The organism is Variovorax sp. dw_954 (assembly GCF_018449755.1).
In the GTDB taxonomy this organism is placed as follows: Bacteria; Pseudomonadota; Gammaproteobacteria; order Burkholderiales; family Burkholderiaceae_C; genus Variovorax.
The window spans coordinates 1-19986 of the sequence record NZ_JAAVVD010000038.1 but is presented as its reverse complement, the minus strand read 5'-3'; the positions used below and the strand labels follow the sequence as shown (position 1 = coordinate 19986).

General features: G+C 65.5%; 16 protein-coding genes. 11 read left to right on the top strand and 5 right to left on the bottom strand.

The features are described from left to right. The first annotated feature begins 19 nt into the window (after positions 1-19). Together HB681_RS34950 and HB681_RS34945 are read left to right on the top strand one after the other, a co-directional pair. Positions 20-1714, top strand: a complete 1695-nt coding sequence (locus tag HB681_RS34950; protein WP_213959484.1) for a carboxylesterase family protein — start codon at positions 20-22, stop codon at positions 1712-1714. A 17-nt stretch (positions 1715-1731) separates the two neighbouring features. Further along, positions 1732-3126 carry a dipeptidase gene (locus HB681_RS34945; RefSeq protein WP_213959483.1) on the top strand — a complete coding sequence of 465 codons (1395 nt, stop codon included), beginning with the start codon at positions 1732-1734 and terminating at the stop codon, positions 3124-3126. 40 nt (positions 3127-3166) lie between these two features. On the opposite strand, the gene HB681_RS34940 is transcribed toward HB681_RS34945, so the two are convergent. Beyond that, positions 3167-4192 carry a TIGR03118 family protein gene (locus HB681_RS34940; protein ID WP_213959482.1) on the bottom strand — a complete coding sequence of 342 codons (1026 nt, stop codon included), beginning with the start codon at positions 4190-4192 and terminating at the stop codon, positions 3167-3169. Positions 4193-4746: 554 nt separating this feature from the next. Between HB681_RS34940 and HB681_RS34935 the strand changes: the two genes are divergently transcribed. Together HB681_RS34935 and HB681_RS34930 are read left to right on the top strand one after the other, a co-directional pair. Then, the gene (locus HB681_RS34935) at positions 4747-5193 is read left to right on the top strand and encodes a cytochrome c (RefSeq protein ID WP_213959481.1); all 447 of its coding nucleotides are present in this window, start codon (positions 4747-4749) and stop codon (positions 5191-5193) included. Positions 5194-5371: 178 nt separating this feature from the next. Then, a complete protein-coding gene (locus HB681_RS34930) occupies positions 5372-7168 on the top strand; it encodes a PQQ-binding-like beta-propeller repeat protein (RefSeq protein WP_213959513.1) in 1797 nt (598 codons plus the stop codon). Positions 7169-7187: 19 nt separating this feature from the next. Here the strand turns inward: HB681_RS34930 and HB681_RS34925 are convergent, their stop codons facing one another. Further along, entirely contained in the window at positions 7188-7802 is a 615-nt protein-coding gene (locus tag HB681_RS34925) for a carbonic anhydrase (RefSeq protein ID WP_213959480.1), read from the bottom strand. A 387-nt stretch (positions 7803-8189) separates the two neighbouring features. Here HB681_RS34925 and HB681_RS34920 point away from each other — a divergent pair, with 387 nt between their 5' ends. The 6 genes from HB681_RS34920 to HB681_RS34895 are packed head-to-tail and all read left to right on the top strand — an operon-like array spanning position 8190 to position 14145. Next, positions 8190-8741 (top strand): flavin reductase, encoded by a 552-nt coding sequence (locus tag HB681_RS34920; protein WP_213959479.1) that lies wholly within the window; start codon positions 8190-8192, stop codon positions 8739-8741. 43 nt (positions 8742-8784) lie between these two features. Next, positions 8785-10338: a 4-hydroxyphenylacetate 3-hydroxylase N-terminal domain-containing protein gene (locus HB681_RS34915; RefSeq protein ID WP_213959478.1), complete on the top strand. Its 1554-nt coding sequence runs from the start codon at positions 8785-8787 to the stop codon at positions 10336-10338. A gap of 9 nt (positions 10339-10347) precedes the next feature. Further along, entirely contained in the window at positions 10348-11232 is an 885-nt protein-coding gene (locus tag HB681_RS34910; protein WP_213959477.1) for an FAD synthetase family protein, read from the top strand. After that, positions 11229-12296: a maleylacetate reductase gene (locus HB681_RS34905; protein WP_213959476.1), complete on the top strand. Its 1068-nt coding sequence runs from the start codon at positions 11229-11231 to the stop codon at positions 12294-12296. The genes HB681_RS34910 and HB681_RS34905 overlap by 4 nt, the downstream gene beginning before the upstream one ends. After that, positions 12293-13234 carry a transporter gene (locus HB681_RS34900; protein WP_213959475.1) on the top strand — a complete coding sequence of 314 codons (942 nt, stop codon included), beginning with the start codon at positions 12293-12295 and terminating at the stop codon, positions 13232-13234. Before HB681_RS34905 ends, HB681_RS34900 begins: the two co-directional genes overlap by 4 nt. Before the next feature lie 29 nt (positions 13235-13263). Continuing rightward, a complete protein-coding gene (locus HB681_RS34895; protein ID WP_213959474.1) occupies positions 13264-14145 on the top strand; it encodes an intradiol ring-cleavage dioxygenase in 882 nt (293 codons plus the stop codon). On the opposite strand, the gene HB681_RS34890 is transcribed toward HB681_RS34895, so the two are convergent. The 3 genes from HB681_RS34890 to HB681_RS34880 form a co-directional block, all read right to left on the bottom strand. After that, a complete protein-coding gene (locus HB681_RS34890) occupies positions 14133-15113 on the bottom strand; it encodes a LysR family transcriptional regulator (protein ID WP_213959473.1) in 981 nt (326 codons plus the stop codon). The two genes, HB681_RS34895 and HB681_RS34890, sit on opposite strands and share 13 nt — an antisense overlap. A gap of 117 nt (positions 15114-15230) precedes the next feature. Beyond that, on the bottom strand, positions 15231-16793 hold the full coding sequence (locus HB681_RS34885; protein WP_213959472.1) for a hypothetical protein: 1563 nt from the start codon (positions 16791-16793) through the stop codon (positions 15231-15233). After that, positions 16780-17370, bottom strand: a complete 591-nt coding sequence (locus tag HB681_RS34880) for an SCO family protein (protein ID WP_256735224.1) — start codon at positions 17368-17370, stop codon at positions 16780-16782. The genes HB681_RS34885 and HB681_RS34880 overlap by 14 nt, the downstream gene beginning before the upstream one ends. A gap of 118 nt (positions 17371-17488) precedes the next feature. Between HB681_RS34880 and HB681_RS34875 the strand changes: the two genes are divergently transcribed. Next, complete coding sequence (locus tag HB681_RS34875) at positions 17489-19735, top strand: AsmA family protein (RefSeq protein WP_213959470.1); 2247 nt, start codon at positions 17489-17491, stop codon at positions 19733-19735. Positions 19736-19986: the final 251 nt, after the last annotated feature.

Here is a 19986-nt window from a genome sequence, read left to right as displayed (position 1 = left end):
GAAACGAAAGAGACAATCAATGAAGCAGATCAATTTCGCGCTCCCTGCGATCGCCGCAACGCTCGCACTGACAGCATGCGGCGGCGGTGGAAGCAGTGGTTCCGCCGGATTTGGGCTCGTCCCGCCCGTTGCCGCCGCTCCGGCGGTGGCAACCCCGACTGCACCGACTTCGACGCCACCCGCTGAGCAGGCGCCCAACATCGCCGTGACGACCGAAGGGACGGTCGCGGGCGTAGCAGGAACGGACTCCGTCGCCTTTCTGGGCATCCCCTACGCGCAACCGCCAACAGGCAACTTGAGGTGGGCACCGCCCCAGCCGCCGGCCGCGCACAGCGCCGTCCTTCAGGCAACAAAGTTCGGCAGCGCTTGCGCCCAAGGTCCGGGCATCGAGCCGACCTCGTCCGAAGACTGCCTTTACCTCAACGTGTGGAAGCCCGCAGGGGCAAAACCCGGCGACAAATTGCCGACGATTTTCTACATCCACGGCGGTGCTTTCACCCTGGGCTCGGGCGCGCAAGGCCCTGGCACCCTGGCGAGCAGCGGAGTCGTCGTGGTGAGCATGAACTACCGTCTGGGCGCGCTCGGGTTCCTGGCGAACAAGGCGCTGCGCGCGGCAAACAAGGACGGCAGCCTCGGAAATTTCGCGCTGATGGACGAACTTGCCGCGCTTGACTGGACGAAGAAAAACATTGCGGCGTTCGGCGGCGACCCCGGCAACGTGACGCTCTGGGGACTCTCTGCCGGGGGCACCCAGACCTTCACCCTGGTGCAGTCGCCGAAAGCAAAGGGACTCTTCCAACGCGCGGTCATGGAGAGCGGCGGATCTGGCGAGTACTCCAATCCGACCATGGACAGTTCACTTGCAGTCGGTGATACCGCCGTCGCGAACCTGGGCTGCACCAATGCGGCGGATGTTGTCGCCTGTCTGCGCGCCGTGCCGGTGTCTGCCTTGCTGGCGCAAGGGGGACTCAAATGGCGTCCGACCGTCGACAACCAGATCGTGACGCAGGTGCCCGCGCGGGCCTTCGAGACTGGCAATTTCAACCAGGTGCCGGTCATGATCGGTGGCGTCTACGACGAAGGAACGATCTTCGCGGACACCACGGAGACGGCGGCCAACTATGGGTTGTATCTGCACTCCCTGGCCCCGACGGGATACGACGCGACGAAGCTCGATGCGGCGTATCCGGGCGCCAGTTTCGCAGTGCCCGCGCAAGGCTATGCACGTGCCTTGGGTGACTCGTTGTATTCGTGCGCAAACAGTTCTCGTCGCACGGCCCTGTCCGCCTGGGTGCCTGTGTACGGCTACGAATTTGTCGATCCGCAGCTCTCGTTCCCGGCTGTCGCCCCCACGGCTTTCTACTACGGCTCTTCCCATGGCATGGACAGCTACTACCTCACCGGCACGGTCGATGCACTGGCCAGCTATCCCTATTTCGACCAGCGCAACGCCGCGCCCGATGTCGCCACGATGGCTCAGCGCAAGGCGCTGTCGGTCCAGGTGATGACCTATCTGCTCAACTTTGCGAAGAACAGCGACCCCAACGGGGACGGTCGAAATATCACGACGCACTGGCCGCGCTTCACCGGGCCGAGTGACCGCACGATCGTCAGCTTCACATACCCCTCGGTCGTGGCGACAACCAATGCGTTCGAGCAGGCGCACCAGTGCGACACCGTGTGGGGTCCCGCCGTGTTCCCTCCCCTCTACTGATACTGGCTGAAAACCTCATGACCGAACAACTTGTCATTGCCCATCTCGTCGCGCGACAACCAGCCATCGTGGATTGGCTGAAGACCTTCCTGCGCATCCCCAGCGTCAGCGCCGATCCCGCATATTCCTCCGACATGGCGGCTGCGCGCCTGCTCTTGCTCGAACGACTGCGCGAGATCGGACTGAGCGGGGTTCGCCTGCTGGATGGAGGCGGTGAGCCAGCGGTCTACGGGGAATGGAATGGCGCGCCAGGCAAACCGACCTTGATGGTCTACGGCCACTACGACGTACAGCCCGCCGACCCGGTTGAGCTCTGGCGCACCCCGCCATTCGAGCCGACCGAAATCGGCGACCGGCTGTATGCGCGCGGAACATCCGACGTCAAAGGCTCGACCACCATCGCGCTCGAAGTCGTGGCCGCATATCTCGCAGTGCAGGGCGGGTGCCCCGTCAACATCAAGGTGTTCCTGGAGGGTGAAGAAGAAACGGGCAGCCCCACGTTGCGCTCGATCGTCGAGCGCCATCGCTCGCTGCTGATGGCCGATGCCGTGTTGTCAGCCGACGGGGGCCGCGCCAGCGCGATGGTGCCGACAATCAATACCGGCGCCCGTGGAAATGCACAACTCGAAGTGCGCTTGCGGACTGCGGACAAGGACCTGCACTCCGGGCGATACGGCGGCAGTGTGAGAAATGCGTTGCACGAGATGGCGCGGCTTGTCACGTCGCTCCACAACAGCGATGGGAGCGTGGCTGTCGAAGGTTTCTATCTTGGCTCGGCACCACCGACGCCGAAGCAGCGTGCCGACACGGCCGCCTTCCCATACGACGAAGCTGCTTTCTTTTCGGACGTGGGCGGCAGCTCTCATGGTGAGGTGGGCTTTACGCCGCGTGAACGCGTGACTCTGCGCCCGGCATTGGACGTCAACGGTCTTTGGGGCGGCTACACGGGAGACGGTGGAAAGACGATCGTTCCCTGCGAGGCCGGTGTCAAGCTGACCGTACGGGTCGTCGAGGGACAGGATCCTCCGGCCGTCCTTCAATCGATCCTGGACCATCTGCGACAGCATTGCCCGAAGGAATGCGCGCTGGACGTCGTGGCAATGAACGACGGATCGCCCGCCTCGAGCCTTGCCCCTGATCATCCACTCGTGCGCGCCGCGGAGGCGGTTCTCGAGCGGGAGACCGGCCATCGGGCCATACACGTCCGGCTCGGCGCGACCGTGCCGATCACGGCGATCTTCAAGCAGACATTGGGTATCGACACCTTGATGTTCGGCTACAACCTGCCCGACGAGGATGTTCACGCACCCAACGAGTTCTTCAGGTTGAGCTCGATTCAGGATGGCACGCGCGCGTGGACAAAGCTCTTCGCCGAACTCGCGAACTATTCGCCTGCGGCATTCGTACGCTGATCCGCCACGCGTTCGAGTGAAGTGTGCTCCGCTGATCGATTCAGTTCGCATCAATGCGGCCATAAACCCCGTGAGACTCGCCGTTGGGCCCGGCGGCGAAGAACAGGGTCGTCTTGGGCTGGCTGTCGAGACCGTTGCCGAATGCGATGCCCCACAGGCCGTCGATCACCAGCGGCGCGCCGGTGCCATCCGACAGGGTGCCCAGCATGGCGCCGGTGTTGGGGTCGTAGGCATTGATCTTGCCGTCACCAAAATTACCCACCAGCAGCGCGCCATTGAAGGCGCCGAAGCCGCTGCCAGGCGCCATCGCCATGCCCCAAGGCGCGTTGAGTGCGCCGCCCGCCCCCACCAACTCCCTGATGAAGGTGCCGGCAGTATCGTAGACGTCGATGAAGCCAAGGCCGGCGCCGTCCACCTCGTCATGGGCGTCGGCATCCTGCATCGCGTAACTCACGTAGATCAGATTGCCCAGGGCCTGGATGCCGAAGGGGGCAAAACCGGCAGGCAGCGCCGGGTCGTGAAAGGCTCCGCTGGCGGGGTTGAGCTGGAAGCTGCCATTGAACACGTCAACTGCACCGTTGTGGAAATCGGTGGCATACAGCAAGTTGGCGCCCCCCGAACTGCCGATGGCCAGACCTTTGTAGACCTTGCCCGCGCCGCTGCCGTCGTAGACCGCGAGGGCTGCGGTGGAATCGACGGCTGGCGACCATGCGGCCAACATGCCGCTTTCTGTCGCAAACACGAAGGGGCTGGCGCCGCTCTTGCCGCCGCTCGTCAGCGTGAAGTCGGTGCTGCTGCCGTTGAAGACGATACCGGTCGGGCTCGGCGGGGTGCTCACGACGAGCGATTGCGGCACGCCATTGCCGTCATACAGGGTGGAGCTGTCCGTGCCGTTGTCGGCCACCCAGACGAAGCCTTTCGGGTTGAAGGCGATCCCCCAGGCATTGACCAGATGGGTGTCGCGATTGGTGGCGCTGTACGCGCTGAGGGCAACGTCGGACACCAGGGCGGTGGCGCTGAAGCCGCCAACCATGGCGGGCGCGGCCGCGGGTGTCGGCGTGGCCATGGGCGCCGGCGTAGCCGCAGGGATGAAAGCCCCGTTGTTGCCGCCGCCGCCGCAGCCTGGGAGGGCCAAGGCGATGAGCGAACCGATGAGAAGTGGCCTGCGCGGTAATGAAGTGTTCATCGTTGCTCTCCACGGTTGGTCGTTGCGGTGCCGCGCCGAACAGCACCGGACCGTGAATTCCCGCGGAGGCCGCCGGGGTTCACTGCGTGGAAGTAAGAAAAAGCAAGCGCCAGCATCGACGCGAGAACGGTGCGCCCCCTGCTGCGCCGGGCTCATGAACCCCCGGGCTCATGAACCCCTCTGGACAGGGGCCCACCGCGGCTGGCCGCGACCGGGAGTGTTGCAGTTGCGCTCGCCAAAGGCCGTGGCAGGCGACACGCGGAACCCGTGCCCAGGCTTCATGGGTATTGAACCGATCGCGCGTTTCCGGGAATGAACGTTCCGCCTCCAGCGCGGAATGAACCGCGCCGTGGGCTGTCTCCAGTCCCGAACCGCAGCGAATCGAAACCGGTGGGCGCCGTACTCCGCGGTGCGCGAACAAGAAGGACCAACGAATGAAGACCCTTGCTCCCCTCATCCTGGTCGCCACTTGCGGCGGCTTTTCCATGTCGGCCGGCGCGCAGTTCGCCAAGACCGAAGATGCCATCAAGTACCGTCAGAGCGTGATGTTCATCCAGGGCCAGCATGTCGGCCGCCTGGGTGCCATGGCCGCCGGCAGGGTGCCCTACGATGCGACGACCGCGGTGGCCAACGCGGAGGTTGTGGCCGAAATATCGAAGCTTCCCTGGGCCGGATTCGGGCCCGGTACCGAAGGCGGCAAGGCCAAGCCGGAGATCTGGCAGGAGCAGGCGAAGTTCAAGGAGCTCAGCGAGAGGTTGATGTCCGACACCCAGAAGCTCCAGGTCGCCGCGAAAGCCGGCAACCTCGACGCACTGAAAGCCGCCATGGGCACGTTGGGCGAGACCTGCAAGACCTGCCACGACACCTTCAGGAACAAGTAGCCCCCAGGCTGCCCGCAGCGCGCGCGACCCTTGGCAATAGCGGCGTGGCGTTCTCGCGAGGCCGCCAACCCAACTGGACCGATTGAGGAGTCCAATGTCGAACTGGCGCCCGTCGCTTGAGCGGCGGCGAAAGGGCTATGTCTGCACCACCTTGAAACCGAACGTCAAACTGGATGCCATGCGAACGCCGCCACTCTCCCGCCTTTTCGTGCTGCTGGGCGCGCTGTTTCTTTGCGCCACGATCTTCCTGAGTTGCAGTGGAGGTGGCGGCGGAACTCCAGGCATCGCCAGCACCGTTGCCAGCGGTTCGGGCGGCCCGACGCCCGCAGCGGTCGGCGGCGGCCCAACGCCCGCCGCGGGCAGCGTCAGCCCGACGACCGCAGCGGGCGGCGGCAGCACCACCGGCGGGACTGGAAGCACGAGCGGTACCGCCACCTCGCCGGTCGGCGCCGCGGTGTCCGCGGCCGCCGATGTCGTGACCTACCACAACGACATTGCGCGCACTGGCCAGAACCTCCACGAAACCATCCTCACGCCCGCGAACGTCAACGCAACGACCTTCGGCAAGGTCGGCTTCTTTACGGTCGACGGCAAGGTGGATGGGCAGCCGCTTTTCGTCGGCGCGCTGGCGATGGCCGGCGGCACGCACAACGTGCTGTACGTGGTCACCGAACACGACAGCGTGTTCGCGCTCGATGCCGACACCGGCGCGCAACTGTGGAAAGCATCGGCACTTGGCGCTGGCGAGACAACCAGCGACGATCACGGCTGCGGCCAGATCACGCCCGAGATCGGCATCACGTCGACGCCGGTCATCGACCGCTCACGCGGGACGCATGGCACCATCTTTTTCGTCGCGATGACGAAGGATTCCGGCGGCGGCTACCACCAGCGCGTACATGCGCTCGACCTCGCGACTGGCGCCGAACAATTGAACGGACCGACCGAGGTCGCCGCGTCGTATCCGGGTAGCGGTCCGAACAGTTCGAACGGCCGCGTCGTGTTTGCGCCGTCGTCCTATGCCGAGCGCGCGGGGTTGCTGCTGCTCAAGGGCGTCGTCTACACGACGTGGACCTCGCATTGCGACGGGGGCGCGTACAACGGCTGGATCATCGGCTTCAGCGCGGACACGTTGCAGCAGGCGTCCGTACTCAACGTCACGCCGAATGGTGCGCGCGGATCGGTCTGGATGAGCGGCGCCGGCCCCGCATCGGATGGCTCATCGATCTACCTGCTCGACGCGAACGGCACGTTCGATACCACCTTGAACGCCAGCGGCTTTCCTGCGCAAGGCGACTTCGGAAATACCTATCTGAAACTCGGCACGAGCGGCGGGCTGTCGGTCGCGGACTACTTCGCGATGTCGAAGACTGTTCAGGAGTCCAACGCGGATGAAGACCTCGGCTCGGGTGGCGCGCTTGTGCTGCCGGATCTCGCGGATGCGAGTGGTGTTGTTCGTCATCTCACCCTGGGAGCGGGCAAGGACAACATCATCTATGTGCTCGATCGTGACTCGATGGGGAAGTTCAACGCTGCTGGCGACAACATCTACCAGGAGATTCCTGCACAGCTGGGCGGCGGCGAATTCGGCATGCCGGCGTATTTCAACAACACGATTTATTTTGGCTCCGTCAGCGATCACTTGAAGGCGTTCAAGATTGCCGATGCGAGGTTGTCGGCGACGCCGTCCAGTCAGACAGGCATGACTTTTGTTTTTCCCGGCACGACACCGAGTGTGTCGGCCAATGGGTCTGCCCAAGGCATCGTGTGGGCGGCCGAGAATGGCAACGTTGCGGCCTTGCATGCGTTCGACCCCGGCAATCTCGCCACCGAGTTCTACAACAGCAATCAGATGGGTACGCGTGACCAGTTCGGTGCGGGGAACAAGTACATCACGCCGATGGTTGCCAATGGGAAGGTTTATGTCGGGACCACGAATGGCGTCGCTGTTTTTGGTCTTCTGACGAAGGGTTGATGAAGTCCCGTAGCCCGCGTCAGTCCAGGAAGCGGACCCGGCCCGACTCGAGGTCGTAGACCGCACCGATCAGCTTCATTTCCCCCTCCGCGAGTCGCGCCTGGACTTCCCCCGTGCCGAGAAGCGCATGGACCGTGTGACGCACGTTGGCCTCGACCGCAGCGTGCAGCAAAGCCTCATGCGGCAGCGACGCATCGAGATCGTCAAGAGCCGGCCCGATGTTTTCGAGCAGGGCCTCGATGCGGCTCTGTTGTGCGACGCCATGAAACCTTGAGCCGATCGCGGCATCCACGGCTCCGCACCCTTCGTGGCCCATGACGACGAAAAGCGGCGTGCGCAGATGCAAACCCGCGTATTGCAGCGTGCCCAGGATCGCGGGCCCGAGCACATTGCCCGCCACGCGAATGACGAAGAGCTCCCCGAATGAGGCGTCAAACACGAGCTCGGGCGGCACGCGGCTGTCGCTGCATCCCAGTATCGTGGTGTGGGGATGCTGGCCTTTCGCGAGGTCCGCGAGGACCTCCTTCTGCACGGTCGGGAAGCGCGCAAGGCCGTTGACGAAACGCTCGTTACCCTCCTTGAGGCACGCAAGCGATTCTTCCGCGGTGAACGAGTGTGGATTGCTGGCTGCCAAGATTCGAGCTCTCCGAAGTTGCTCTCGAATGCTACCCAACGATGTGGCCAAGGCCAAGTCCGGGCGGCCGACGCTTCTTGCATCTCGTCAAATCACCGATGCAGATGACGGAATCGACGCGGAGACTCGCCGAGATGGGTGGTGCACAAGCAACTCGCGAAGCGTTGCTTCACTCGAAACGCGGCGCGCATCCGTGCATGCGCATCACTGTTTCAGCTGGGTGTAAACCGACGTGGATTGAGGCGCTGCTGCCCTCTGCGCAGCGATCCGGGAATAGTGTGTATTCCGCTGCAGCGGATGGTGCCCGCCGGCCCGTCCTCATACCATTTTCCTCAGCCACAGAGCGCCATTCCGGCCTCTGTCCCAGCGAACCTGAGGAGTGCAGCCATGACCCACGACGCAGTGATCGAAGCAGTCACCCAGACTTTCGAATCGAGCATCTCCGATTCCGAGTTCCGCGAAGCCCTCGCCCATGCCGTGACGGCGGTGACCATCGTCACCACCGACGGCCCCGGCGGCATGGCCGGCGTGACCTGCTCGGCGGTCGCCTCCGTCTGCGCGGACCCGCCGACGCTGCTGGTGTGCATGAACCGCCGCAGCTACGTGAACAGCGTGGTCAAGGCCAACGACGTGTTGTGCGTGAACTGGCTCAGTGCGCACCAGCGCAGCACGTCCGACCTGTTCGCCGGCGTCGGCGCCGTGCCGATGAAGGAGCGCTTCGAGCAAGGCAAGTGGCGCACGCTGTCGACCGGCGCGCCCTACAGCGAAGACGCACTCGTCGCACTCGATTGCCGCGTCGTCAGCGCAATGGAAGTCGGCACCCACAGCGTATTCCTCGCCCGCGTGCTGGCGACGACGACGCACACCGAAGAGCACCGCGATCCGCTTGTCTATTGCAAGCGCTCCTATGCAACCACCCAGCCGGCAGCTCACGCCTGAGCCAACGGTTTCTTTCGTTCTCCCCCTCCACCAAGGAACAGCCATGCTCAGAACCGGAAAGCAATACCTCGAGTCCCTCAACGACGGCCGCGTCGTGTGGGTCGGCAACGAGAAGATCGACAACGTCGCGACGCATCCGAAGACGCGCGACTACGCGCAGCGCCATGCCGACTTCTACGACCTGCACCATCGCCCCGACCTGCAGGACGTGATGACCTATGTCGACGACAAGGGCGAGCGCCGTTCGATGATGTGGTTCGGCCATCACACGAAGGAGGAGCTGAAGAAGAAGCGCCGCTACCACGAGACCGTGATGCGCGAAATGATGGGCGCCTCCTTCCCGCGCACGCCGGACGTCAACAACTACGTGCTGACCACGTACACCGACGATCCGATGCCTTGGCAGAAGACCTCCGTCGGCACCGAGGGCCGGCCGCTCGCGCAGAACATCCTCGACTTCGCCGAGTTCGTGCGCAACCGCGACCACAACTGCGCGCCGAATTTCGTCGACCCGCAGATGGACCGTTCGACACCCGAAGCGCAAGCGAAGTCTCCAGGCCTGCGCGTGATCGAGCGCAACGAGCAGGGCATCGTCGTCGACGGCGTGAAAGCCGTGTCGACCGGCACCGCCTTCGCCGACTGGGTGCACATCGGCGTGTTCTTCCGTCCCGGCATTCCTGGCGACCAGATCATCTTCGCCGCGGTGCCGGTGGCGACCAGGGGCGTCAGCGTGGTCTGCCGCGAGAGCCTCGTCAAGGAAGACGCGGTCGAGCATCCGCTCGCCTCCAAGGGCGACGAGCTCGACGGCATGACAGTGTTCGACAAGGTCTTCATTCCGTGGTCGCATGTCTTCCACCTCGGCAACGCCGAGCATGCCAAGCTCTATCCGCAGCGCGTGTTCGACTGGCTGCACTACCACGCGCTGGTGCGCCAGATGGTGCGTGCCGAACTCATGGCCGGCCTTGCCGTGCTGATCACCGAGCACATCGGCACCAGCAAGATTCCCGCGGTGCAGACGCGCGTGGCGAAGCTCATCGGCTTCCACCAGGCGATGCTCGCGCACGTGGTGGCGAGCGAGGAGCTCGGCTTCCACACGCCGGGCGGACTCTACAAGCCGAACATCCTGATCTACGACTTCGGTCGCGCGCTCTATCTGGAGAACTTCTCGCAGATGATCTACGAACTGGTCGACCTGTCGGGCCGCAGCGCCCTGCTCTTCGCGACCGAGGACCAGTGGGAAGACTCCAAGCTCAACACGCTGTTCGAAAGGATGAACAGTGGCCCGGTCGGCCGCCCGAAGGACCGCCTGCGCATCGGCCGCGTGATTCGCGACCTGTTCCTCACCGACTGGGGCAGCCGCCTGTTTGTCTTCGAGAACTTCAACGGCACGCCGCTGCAAAGCATCCGGATGCTGACCATGCAGCGCGCCGAGTTCTCCGGCTCTGGCACCTACGGCAAGCTCGCGCGGCAGGTCTGCGGCATCGACTCGGTGGCCGAAGACAACACCGAGTACAAGGCGACGGCAGACTATGCCAAGGCCATGGACTCGGCCCGGCATCAGGAACACCTGTCGCTGAGTTCCACCCTCGCCATCTGAGGCCGCGCCATGAAGGTCCTCACCGACACCAGCGAACTGCGGCTGCCTGCCGCGGTCGTCTCCATCGGCATGTTCGACGGGGTCCACCGTGGCCACGCGAAAGTGCTGCGGCAACTTCGCGAACGCGGCCGGCAGCTCGGCGTGCCGACCGCGGTGGTGACCTTCGATCCGCACCCGCGTGCGGTCGTGCGCCCCGACGCCTGCCCGATGCTGCTGTCGAGCCTGGACGACCGGATGCAACTGCTGGCCGCGACCGGCGCGGTCGACCACTGCCTCGTGCTGCGCTTCGACCATGCCCGCAGCCAGCAACCGGCCGACGAGTTCGTGCTGACGACGCTGATGAACCCGCTCGGCATGCGCGAGCTGATCGTGGGCGAGAACTTCGCCTGCGGGCACGGCCGGCAGGGCACGGTGGCGTACCTGTCGACGCTGGGGCTGCGGCTCGGCTTCGCGGTCACCGGCGTGCAGCTCGATCGCGTACCCGGCACGCAGGATGCCGTGCGCAGTTCTTCCACCGAGGCGCGCCGCCTGATCGAGCGTGGCGATCTCGCGGGCGCTTCCGCCGTGCTGCAACGTCCACACGAGATGACCGGGACGATCACGCGGGCGCTGGCGGCATCGCGGCTGGTCGTCGAGGCCGCGTTGGGCCGCGGAATGTGCGCGCCGGCAGCGGCCGACTACGTAGGTTCGGTGCGACAGCGCGACGACGCATCGCCTTGGCTTCCCGCCTGGCTGCGCATTCGCGACGACCGCGAGACCGGCCGTCGCATGGTGCGCCTCGTGACCGACGGCATCCTCGGAGCGGCGCGCGGCGACGAACTGCGCATCCGCTTCGTGGACCGCACGCAGGCCCGTCGACCGCTGTCCCACCCGGAAAAGAGTGCCTCGGCATGAAGGACTTCATCTACACCGGCCACGCGCAACGCGTGGTGTTCGGCAGCGGCACGCTGGAGCGCCTCGGCAAGGAGGTCGCCGCCTTGGGCGCTTCACGCGCCATCGTCTTGAGCACGCCGGGCCAGCGCGCCGAGGCCGAGCGCGTGGCCGGGTTGCTCGGCGCCCGCTGCGTCGGCATCTTCGACCGCGCCGAAATGCATGTGCCGATCGAGGTGGCTCGCGAGGCGCGCGACCTCGCCACTCGGCTCGGTGCCGATTGCGCCGTGGCCATCGGCGGCGGCTCGACCATCGGCCTTGGCAAGGCGATCGCGCTCGAGTCCTCGCTGCCCATCATCGCCATCCCGACCACCTACGCCGGGTCGGAGATGACCAGCATCTACGGCATCACCGAGGCCGGCGTGAAGAAGACCGGGCTCGACGCACGCGTGCGGCCGCGCACCGTTCTCTACGACGTCGACCTGACCCTTTCGCTGCCCGTGGCCATGAGCATCACCAGCGGCATGAACGCACTCGCGCATGCCGCGGAGAGCCTCTATGCGGCAGACACGAACCCGGTCATCGACCTGATGGCGCAGGAAGGCATCGCGGCGTTCGGCCGCGCCTTGCCTGCCCTGGCGAGCGCCGATCCCGTGCGCGTCGAGGCGGCGCGCGGCGAAGCACTCTACGGCGCATGGCTGTGCGGCACCGCCCTGGGCGCGGTCGGCATGGGCCTGCACCACAAGCTGTGCCACACGCTCGGCGGGAGCTTCAACCTGCCGCACGCCGAGACGCACACGATCGTGCTGCCGCACGAACTGGCCTACAACGCCAAGGCGGCGCCCGCCGCGATGGCGCGCACCGCGAAAGCGCTGAGGCGCGACGATGCGCCGCAAGGCGTCTACGACCTCGCACAGGGCGCCGGTGCGCGCATGGCCCTGAAGGACATCGGCATGCGCAGCGCCGATCTCGACCGGGCCTGCGAGATTGCGATGCAGAACCGCTATCCGAACCCGCGCCCGCTCGAAGCGCACGCCATCCGTCGACTGTTGCAGGACGCATTCGATGGCGTCCGCCCCGCGCCATGAGCAGCCGAAGCCGGCCCCTGATCGCAGCGCTGGCCGCGCTGGGTGCCTGGTCGACACAGATCGACACGGCCCGCGCGACCGAAGGCGGCGGCAACTCCTATCCGATCGGCGTCGACAACACTTTCGCCGGCTACATGCTGCCGGAGGGCGCGAACTGGCTGCTCTTCTACCAGCACTACGCGGCGTCGCACTACAAGGACAACGCGGGCAACGACAGCGCGAAGTTCTCGGACTTCCATCTCCGGGCCGACGTGATCGCGCCGCGCCTGTCGTACGTATGGCCCGGCGTGCTGTTCCTGGGCGCGAACGTGGAGACGCGCATCGTCCAGCCCGTCAGCGGGGTGGATCTCACCCTCGGCATCGCGCGCCGCGCGCCACTGCCGCCGCTCGACAAGGGCGGGGAGAAGACCGGCCTCGCGGACATGTCCTTCTCGCCGATCATCCTCGGGTGGCACGGCACGAGCTTTCACCAGACGCTGGGCATCGAGACCCACCTGCGCACCGGCAGCTACGACGTGCGCGACAACGTGAACACAGGGCGCAACTACAACCAGGTGGCGCCCGTCTATGCCTTCACCTGGTTTCCCGACTCGCGTTCCGACGTGAGCGCCAAGTTCCGCTACGGCATCAACGACCGCAATGGCGCCACGGGCTACCACTCGGGCGACGAAGCAAGCATCGAGTTCAGCGCCGGCTACCGGGTGATGCCGCAACTGCTCCTGGGCCTGAACGGCTACGTGTACCGGCAAACCACCGACGACGACGTCAACGGCGCCACCGTTCCCAACAACAAGGGCCGCGTCAACGCGCTCGGGCTGTTCGGCAGCTATCGCATCACACCGAAGTTCGCCCTCACGCTGCGCATGCAGTCGGAATTCGGCGCTCGCAACCGACCACAGGGCACGCGGCTCTGGGCCATGTTGCTTTGCCCCTTCTAACCCCCCACGTCAAACCCAAGGAGACCACCATGCGCAACCTCGACCAGTTCACGATCACCGACGCGGTGATCGACCGTTTCGCCGATACGCCAGACCCGCGACTCAAGCGAATACTCACGAGCCTGGTGCGACACCTGCACGACTTCGCGCGCGAGGTCGAACTGACCGAGGCCGAGTGGATGAAGGGCATCGAGTTCCTGACCGCCACAGGTCAGAAGTGCGACGCGACGCGCCAGGAATTCATCCTTCTCAGCGACACGCTCGGACTGTCCATGCTGACGGTCGCGCTGAACCACGACAAGCCCGCCGGCGCGACTGAAGCAACCGTCTTCGGACCGTTCCATGTCGCAGGCGCGCCGCACTACGAGAACGGCGGCGACGTCGGCAACGGTGCGAGCGGCGAGCCGAGCGTTGTGCGAGGCACCGTACGCAGCCTGGACGGCACACCCATCCCGAGTGCCCGGCTGGAGGTCTGGCAAGCCGACAGCGAGGGCTTCTACGACGTGCAGAGAGAAGCGCTCGAAGAGGCGCAGGGGCGCGGCGTGCTGGAGGCCGACGCGCTGGGGCGTTTCCACTTCCGCAGCGTCCTTCCGGTGGCCTATCCGATCCCCGACGACGGCACCGTCGGCGACATGCTGCGCGCGACCCGTCGCCATCCCTGGCGCCCCGCCCATCTGCACTTCATGGTGACCGCACCGGGCTTCGAGACACTCGTGACGCATGTCTTCCGCAAGGGCGATGCGTATCTCGACTCCGACGCCGTCTTCGGCGTGCGCGAATCCCTGCTCGGCGACTGGCAACTACAGGCCGACGGCACGTACCTGCTGGAGTTCGACCTGGTCCTCAATCCCGTGGCAGCGTCACCGGCAACGCCTGCTGCCTCGCCGCGAGAAGTGGCTCAAGTGGCTTGAGCGCCATCGCGCACGAACAGGCGCCGCACGATCGAACGGAACCACTGGCTGCCTGGATCGCGATGAAAGCGATCGTGCCAGTACTGCGCGATCTCCATGGGTGGCAACGGCAGCGGCGGCTCGACCGCCACGAGGTCCAGGTCGCGGGCCAGCGCCGTGCCCAAGGTCCGCGGGACCGTCGCCACGACATCGGAGTTCCTCGCGATGAGTGCGGCGGAGGCGAAGGTCGGGACCCGGCACACGATGTGGTCGCTGGGCAGGATCGCCTCGAGTTGACGTTCGGCATGGGCGTACTCATGGCCCGTGCCGGTGGCGGAGACCAGCGCATGCTGCTCGTTGATGAAGCGCTCGAGCGCGTCTTGCGCGCGGGCGTCGTCGCCTCCTGCCGCCATGTTCTCGGCCGACAGTCGCGGATGCCCCTTGCGAAACAACGACACGTAGCGCTCCGTCCACAGCGGGTGGCGCCGGATGCCTTGCGTAAGCGAGGCAAAGGAGCCGATCGCGAAGTCGACAAGCCCCGACTCCAGCCATTGGTCCAGGTGGTGGACATCGCAGGGAACCGCCTGGACGTGCACCTTGGGCGCTTCGACGCGCAAGGCCGCCAGCAGCGGCGGCAGCATCTGCACCACGGCCGCATCCACCATGAAGACGCTGAAGCGGCGCTCCGAAGTGAGCGGGTCGAAAGCAACGTAGCCGGAGCGCAGCGCGCGCATGCCATCGAGCACCGCGCGCACCGGTTGCGCGAGCTCAAGCGCCTTGGGGGTCGGCTCCATCCGCAGCGCCACGCGCACGAACAGCGGATCGCCGAAGAAGAGGCGCAGCCGCGCCAGCATCTTGCTCAGCGCCGGCTGGGTCATGTTGAGCACCCGCGCACAGCGCGTCAGGTTTCGCTCCACCAGGAGGATCTCGAAGATCTGGAGATGCAGCAGGTCGATCTCGCCGTCTTTGATCTTGGGGATGACTTCCATGTGGTGCAACCGAGGCAGGAGCGTACCGCTCCGGTCGGACGTGCGCAACAACTTCACCGCATCTGCAACAGCACGTCCCGCACGCGATCCAGCGATGGATCGCTGTCTGCTTCATGACTAAGCGGCCGCTGCGCGTTCGGCCAGGCCGAACAGCAATCGGAACGCAATTGCGTCCCCGCTTGGACACGTAAATTCAATGCCGCCGGACATGGCGCGAACATTGAAGGCCTCCGATGCCAAGATTTGCACACCGTGGCCCCGTGCGACGACCTCACCACGTTGCAACAGGGTCCAATGACCCGCGGCGGACAATCGCCCGATGCCGACCTCAAAGCCCTCGTCTCGCGCTCGCTGCCGTCGTACTGCAAAGTTCAGCACTCTCGCATCGTGGTCCACGTAGGCCTGCAGCACGTCCACCCCCACGCCCACCTCCGTCAGCGCCGGGTCGTGGTGTTGCGCTTTCGACCAGGGCGTGTTGTACAGGCCCCAGAGGCCATCGGGCACATTGAGTCGGGCATAGCCAAGCAGCACGTTTCCTGTCATGGGCTCCACCAGCGATCGGAAGCCGTCCTTGTCTGACATGACGTCGTTGCGTGGGTAGCAGTAACCGCCGTCACGCCAGAGCGGGCTCATGTAGCGGTCGGCGTGCGCCAGGAGGCCCTTGAGCACCGCCGTGTCGCCCATCTCGGAAGCCCAGGTGGCCGCCCATCCGAAGTCCGAGTCATCGTTGATGATCGTTTGGCCCATCACCGTGGGACGCTCGACCGAGCGGACCGACATGGCGCCTTCAGCCCCACGGACCAGCCAGTCCGCGATCTGGGCCGGGTAATGCTCACGCACGAAGTCCCGGTTCCACATGTTCATGAGCGTGCCGCACCACGCATCGACCCACGGCGAGAGTCCGGCGTTGTCGCGGACCGCCCGCGTGTCCTGCGAGAGCATCGCGTTGTAGTGCCCGTTAGCCCCCAGCCGACCGAATTGGTCCCATGCCTTCTGGTAGCCCTCGGTCACTTCCCGGGCCATCGACTCGCCTGTGACGAGATCGTGCATGCGAAACCCCAGGATCGCGGGCTGGTTGCAGATCTGGAACACGCAATTCGGCTCGCAAGCCACGCCCAGGTATCCGCTCTCGACCATCTGCCAGTAGATGTGCTGGTTGAGGCTCGTCTGATCGTATTCGAAACGCCGTTCCTTCCCGCCCCAGAAGAAGGACCAGTACTGAAAGCTCAGCGCCCCCGGTGCAGCGTAGCGGTTGTCGTCGAACAGATAGTTGTACAGCAGCGCCATCGACTGCACGTAAGCGCTGTACATGATGTTGTCACGACCGACCGGATTCCAGTCTTCGGTGTAAGCGTCGGACAGATGCGCGTTGAAGACGCTGCCTCCGCGACTCACACGCGCCCAATACATCCAGACCTCGGGCAGCAGCATCTTCTCCATCAAGCGTTCGAAGACCGGCTTGAAGACGCCTGGCGCGGCGGGTAGACGATGGCGGTGAGCGAGCGCCAGGGCGTAAGCCATATAGGCCATCTGGAAGCGGTAGCCACCGAAATCATCCTGGCCAGTGCCGCGACCCTGCATGAAGGACCAGTCGTTGATGGGCTGGCGCGAGAGATTGGCGAAGTGCCGCAGATGGCCGACCTGCAGGTCATCGAGTTGCTGCGTTTCATGCGAAGTCATGGAAGGGGCGCTCCAGAAACCGCCGCATTCGGGTCGACACCGTCGCGGCATCGAGCGAGTCGGCAAAGTGGGTTTGATAGGTCCCGCCCGGCGCCATGAAATAGCAGAGGGCCGTGTGTGAGAGCACGTAGCCATCGGGCGCGTCGGGCTCGTCTTGCCGCGCTGCGAACACGCGAAACGACTTCCTGGCCTCCTGCGCCTGCTCCTGCGTGCCGGTGAGCCCGAGGAAGCCATCGCCGAAGCGACGGTATTGCGCAAGGTACGTCCGCAACACACCGGGCGTGTCCCGGATGGGGTCAACGGATACGTAGAGAGCCTGCACCTGGTCGGCGAGCGGTCCGAGCATCGCCAATGCCTCGCCGAGCTTCGACAGTTCCCGCGGACACACAACGGCGCAGTGCGAGAAGCCGAAGAACACGAGAAGGTGCTTCGAGCCAAAGCTGCGTTCGTTCACGCGTCGACCGAAATGATCGACGAGGTCGAACCGGCCGCTTACGGGTGGCGGAATGGCAGGTTGATGGGTGGCCCTTGCTGCGCAGCAGCACCCGGGAGCGGCATTGGCAGTGGTGAAAGGCATCAGACCACTTTAAATGAACACTTCGCGCATACGGAGATTTGTCTCGGCATCCATCCACTATCGAAGGGGTTGACTGTGCGGTGCCGTTTCAGCCAAACATCGTCACGCAGGCGCAGCGGTGAAGAGGCAGACCGCCCGCCGGCGCACCAGCCGCCGATGTAAGGGACCACCCGAAGACCGTGCCTCCCTCTGCCAGATCTGCGATTCGTGCGAGACATCCGGTCGTGACGTCGATGATGACGAAGGCCGTGCGAACGCCCACTTGCCGTCGCCAATGACCCGGCTGGCTGGCGCACACTTCCGGCCACGGTCCTGCAACATGAATCCTGACCCGACCCCATTGCGTCCGAAACCGTTGCGTCACCACCCCTGGAGGATGGCATTCGCGTGCCTGGCGCTGGCGGTGCTCGCGTTCGTGCTCACGTTCGACTGGAACTGGGTCCGTCCGCCGCTGGAGCGCTACATCTCGCGCAAGACCGAGCGCGAGTTCCGGATGTCGGACCTGCACGTCAGCCTCGGCCTCGTGCCGACGATCCGCATGCGCGACGTCTACTTCGCCAATGCGGCCTGGTCGCACGAAGCAACGCCGATGGCCCGCATCGACGAGCTCGAATTCTCGATCTCGCTGCGCGACCTGCCCGACAGGATCCTGGTGCCGCGGGTGGCGCTGACGCGCCCGGACCTGGTCTTCGAACGGTTGGCCGACAACCGCAAGAACTGGATCCTTTCCGACCCGTCGGATACACGGCCGAGCAAGCTGCGCATCAGCACGCTGTCGTTCCAGGACGGGCGCATTCGCTATGTCGATCACGGTCTGCCCATCGAGGTCGACGTGGTTGCCGGCACCTTCGAACCAGCCAGCCTCGACAAGGTCCAGAGCGCCACAAGCACCCCCGAGGGCAACCGCTACATGACGCGATACGAGTTCAAGGGCAACTACCACGGCAGGGCCTTCTCGGGCCATGCGCTGACTGGCGAGGTGCTCAGCTTCGCTGAATCCGGCGCGCCGTTTCAGCTCAAGGGCGAATTTGTCGCCGGATCGACCAGGGTGGCGGTCGAAGGAAGGATCGCCGACGCAGCCAACGTCTCGGCCATCGACGCGCAACTGCAGATCGAAGGCCAGACGCTGGCCAGCCTGTACCCCTTCCTGCTGCTGCCGCTGCCGACATCGCCCCCCTACCGACTGCAAGGCCGCCTGATCCTCGAAGGCGATCGCTACACGATGAACGACCTGCGCGGGCGGATCGGCTCGACCGACATCACCGGCCACGCCACCTACGTCGAGAAGGAACCGCGCCCGCTGCTGACCGCGGACCTGCAAAGCCGTCTGCTCGACATCGCGGATCTGGGCCCGCTGATTGGCATGCAGGTCCAGGGCTCCAGTGGCGAGCCCCCTGCCTCCCAGGCGCCGTCGCGCGACCGGCCGGGTGCCAGGGCCACGGCGCAGCCCACCGAGCCCGAACGCCTGCTGCCGGCCGGTTCGTTCGATGCCAGCCGCCTGCAACAGATCGATGCCGACGTGTCGCTGGTCGCGAGCGAGTTGCGGGTGCCCCTGGCGCTGCCGCTGGAAAGCCTCTCCGCCACGCTGCATCTGCACGATTCGATCCTGAAGGTCGCCCCGCTCGACTTCGGCTTCGCCGGTGGCACCATCGCGTCGCAGGTGACGCTCGATGCGCGCGAACCCACGATCCGGTCCGAGGTTCGCATCGACCTGCGGGGCGTGGAGGTCGGCCGCTTGATTCCTCGCAGCGAGACCATCGCCAAGGGCGCCGGCCGTGTGGGCGCGGTGCTGGAACTCAAGGGCAGCGGCAATTCGATCGGCGATGCGGCGGCCGGCGCCGATGGCCGCGTGGCTGCCACGATCGCGGACGGCCGCGTCTCCAACCTGCGCGATGCCGCCAGTTCGCTCAACGGCGGCAAGCTGTTGAGGCTGCTGGCCAGCGGCGATCGCGACATCCGGGTCAATTGCGGCGGCATCGCGTTCGACGTCAAGGGCGGACGCGGGACATCGACGCTGTTCGTCATCGACACCGAGCAGACGCAGATCCTCGGAGGCGGCAGCTTCGACCTTGCGAACGAACGCTTCGACATCATCGTCGCACCCAAGCCCAAGAAGGCCGGCATGCTCTCCCTGCGCACGCCTCTGCACCTCCGCGGCAGCTTCATGCAGCCCGGCTACCGGTTCGAGAAGGGGCCTCTGCTTGCGCGCGCGGGTGGCGCCATCGCGCTGGCCGCGGCGGCCCCGCTGGCAGGGCTGCTGCCGCTGATCGAGACCGGCCCGGGCAAGACCACCGACTGCGCTGCCGTCCAGCAGCAGGTCGGATCGGCTGTTCGGCAGGCGACTGCGCCGGCCGCGCGCAAGTGATCGCCGTGGCGCCAGATGCGAGGCCGTCGGATGCTGCGCAAGTCGCGAAGCTCACGCTTTGCTGCCCGATGGACCGCACCGCTCGGACCTCAGGATTGCAGGTCCTATGCAAGCCGGAGGAGACGGTCTGGAGGAAGAGAGGCATGCAGATAACCGTCCGGCTCGTCGCCAGAGCACCAGGCCGAGTGACTACGAAGCCCGGGCCACGGGTCCGCGAGGCCCTCCCCTACTCCGGCAGCGCGTTCAGCAAA

Excerpts from the sequence above, each read along its gene's own strand:
- HB681_RS34915 (WP_213959478.1), top strand. The coding sequence starts at position 8,785 with ATGCTCAGAACCGGAAAGCAATACCTCGAGTCCCTCAACGACGGCCGC.
- HB681_RS34945 (WP_213959483.1), top strand. The coding sequence starts at position 1,732 with ATGACCGAACAACTTGTCATTGCCCATCTCGTCGCGCGACAACCAGCC.
- HB681_RS34930 (WP_213959513.1), top strand. The coding sequence starts at position 5,372 with ATGCGAACGCCGCCACTCTCCCGCCTTTTCGTGCTGCTGGGCGCGCTG.
- HB681_RS34890 (WP_213959473.1), bottom strand. The coding sequence starts at position 15,113 with ATGGAAGTCATCCCCAAGATCAAAGACGGCGAGATCGACCTGCTGCAT.
- HB681_RS34895 (WP_213959474.1), top strand. The coding sequence starts at position 13,264 with ATGCGCAACCTCGACCAGTTCACGATCACCGACGCGGTGATCGACCGT.
- HB681_RS34880 (WP_256735224.1), bottom strand. The coding sequence starts at position 17,370 with ATGCCTTTCACCACTGCCAATGCCGCTCCCGGGTGCTGCTGCGCAGCA.
- HB681_RS34935 (WP_213959481.1), top strand. The coding sequence starts at position 4,747 with ATGAAGACCCTTGCTCCCCTCATCCTGGTCGCCACTTGCGGCGGCTTT.
- HB681_RS34950 (WP_213959484.1), top strand. The coding sequence starts at position 20 with ATGAAGCAGATCAATTTCGCGCTCCCTGCGATCGCCGCAACGCTCGCA.
- HB681_RS34900 (WP_213959475.1), top strand. The coding sequence starts at position 12,293 with ATGAGCAGCCGAAGCCGGCCCCTGATCGCAGCGCTGGCCGCGCTGGGT.
- HB681_RS34905 (WP_213959476.1), top strand. The coding sequence starts at position 11,229 with ATGAAGGACTTCATCTACACCGGCCACGCGCAACGCGTGGTGTTCGGC.
- HB681_RS34885 (WP_213959472.1), bottom strand. The coding sequence starts at position 16,793 with ATGACTTCGCATGAAACGCAGCAACTCGATGACCTGCAGGTCGGCCAT.
- HB681_RS34910 (WP_213959477.1), top strand. The coding sequence starts at position 10,348 with ATGAAGGTCCTCACCGACACCAGCGAACTGCGGCTGCCTGCCGCGGTC.
- HB681_RS34940 (WP_213959482.1), bottom strand. The coding sequence starts at position 4,192 with ATGGCCACGCCGACACCCGCGGCCGCGCCCGCCATGGTTGGCGGCTTC.
- HB681_RS34920 (WP_213959479.1), top strand. The coding sequence starts at position 8,190 with ATGACCCACGACGCAGTGATCGAAGCAGTCACCCAGACTTTCGAATCG.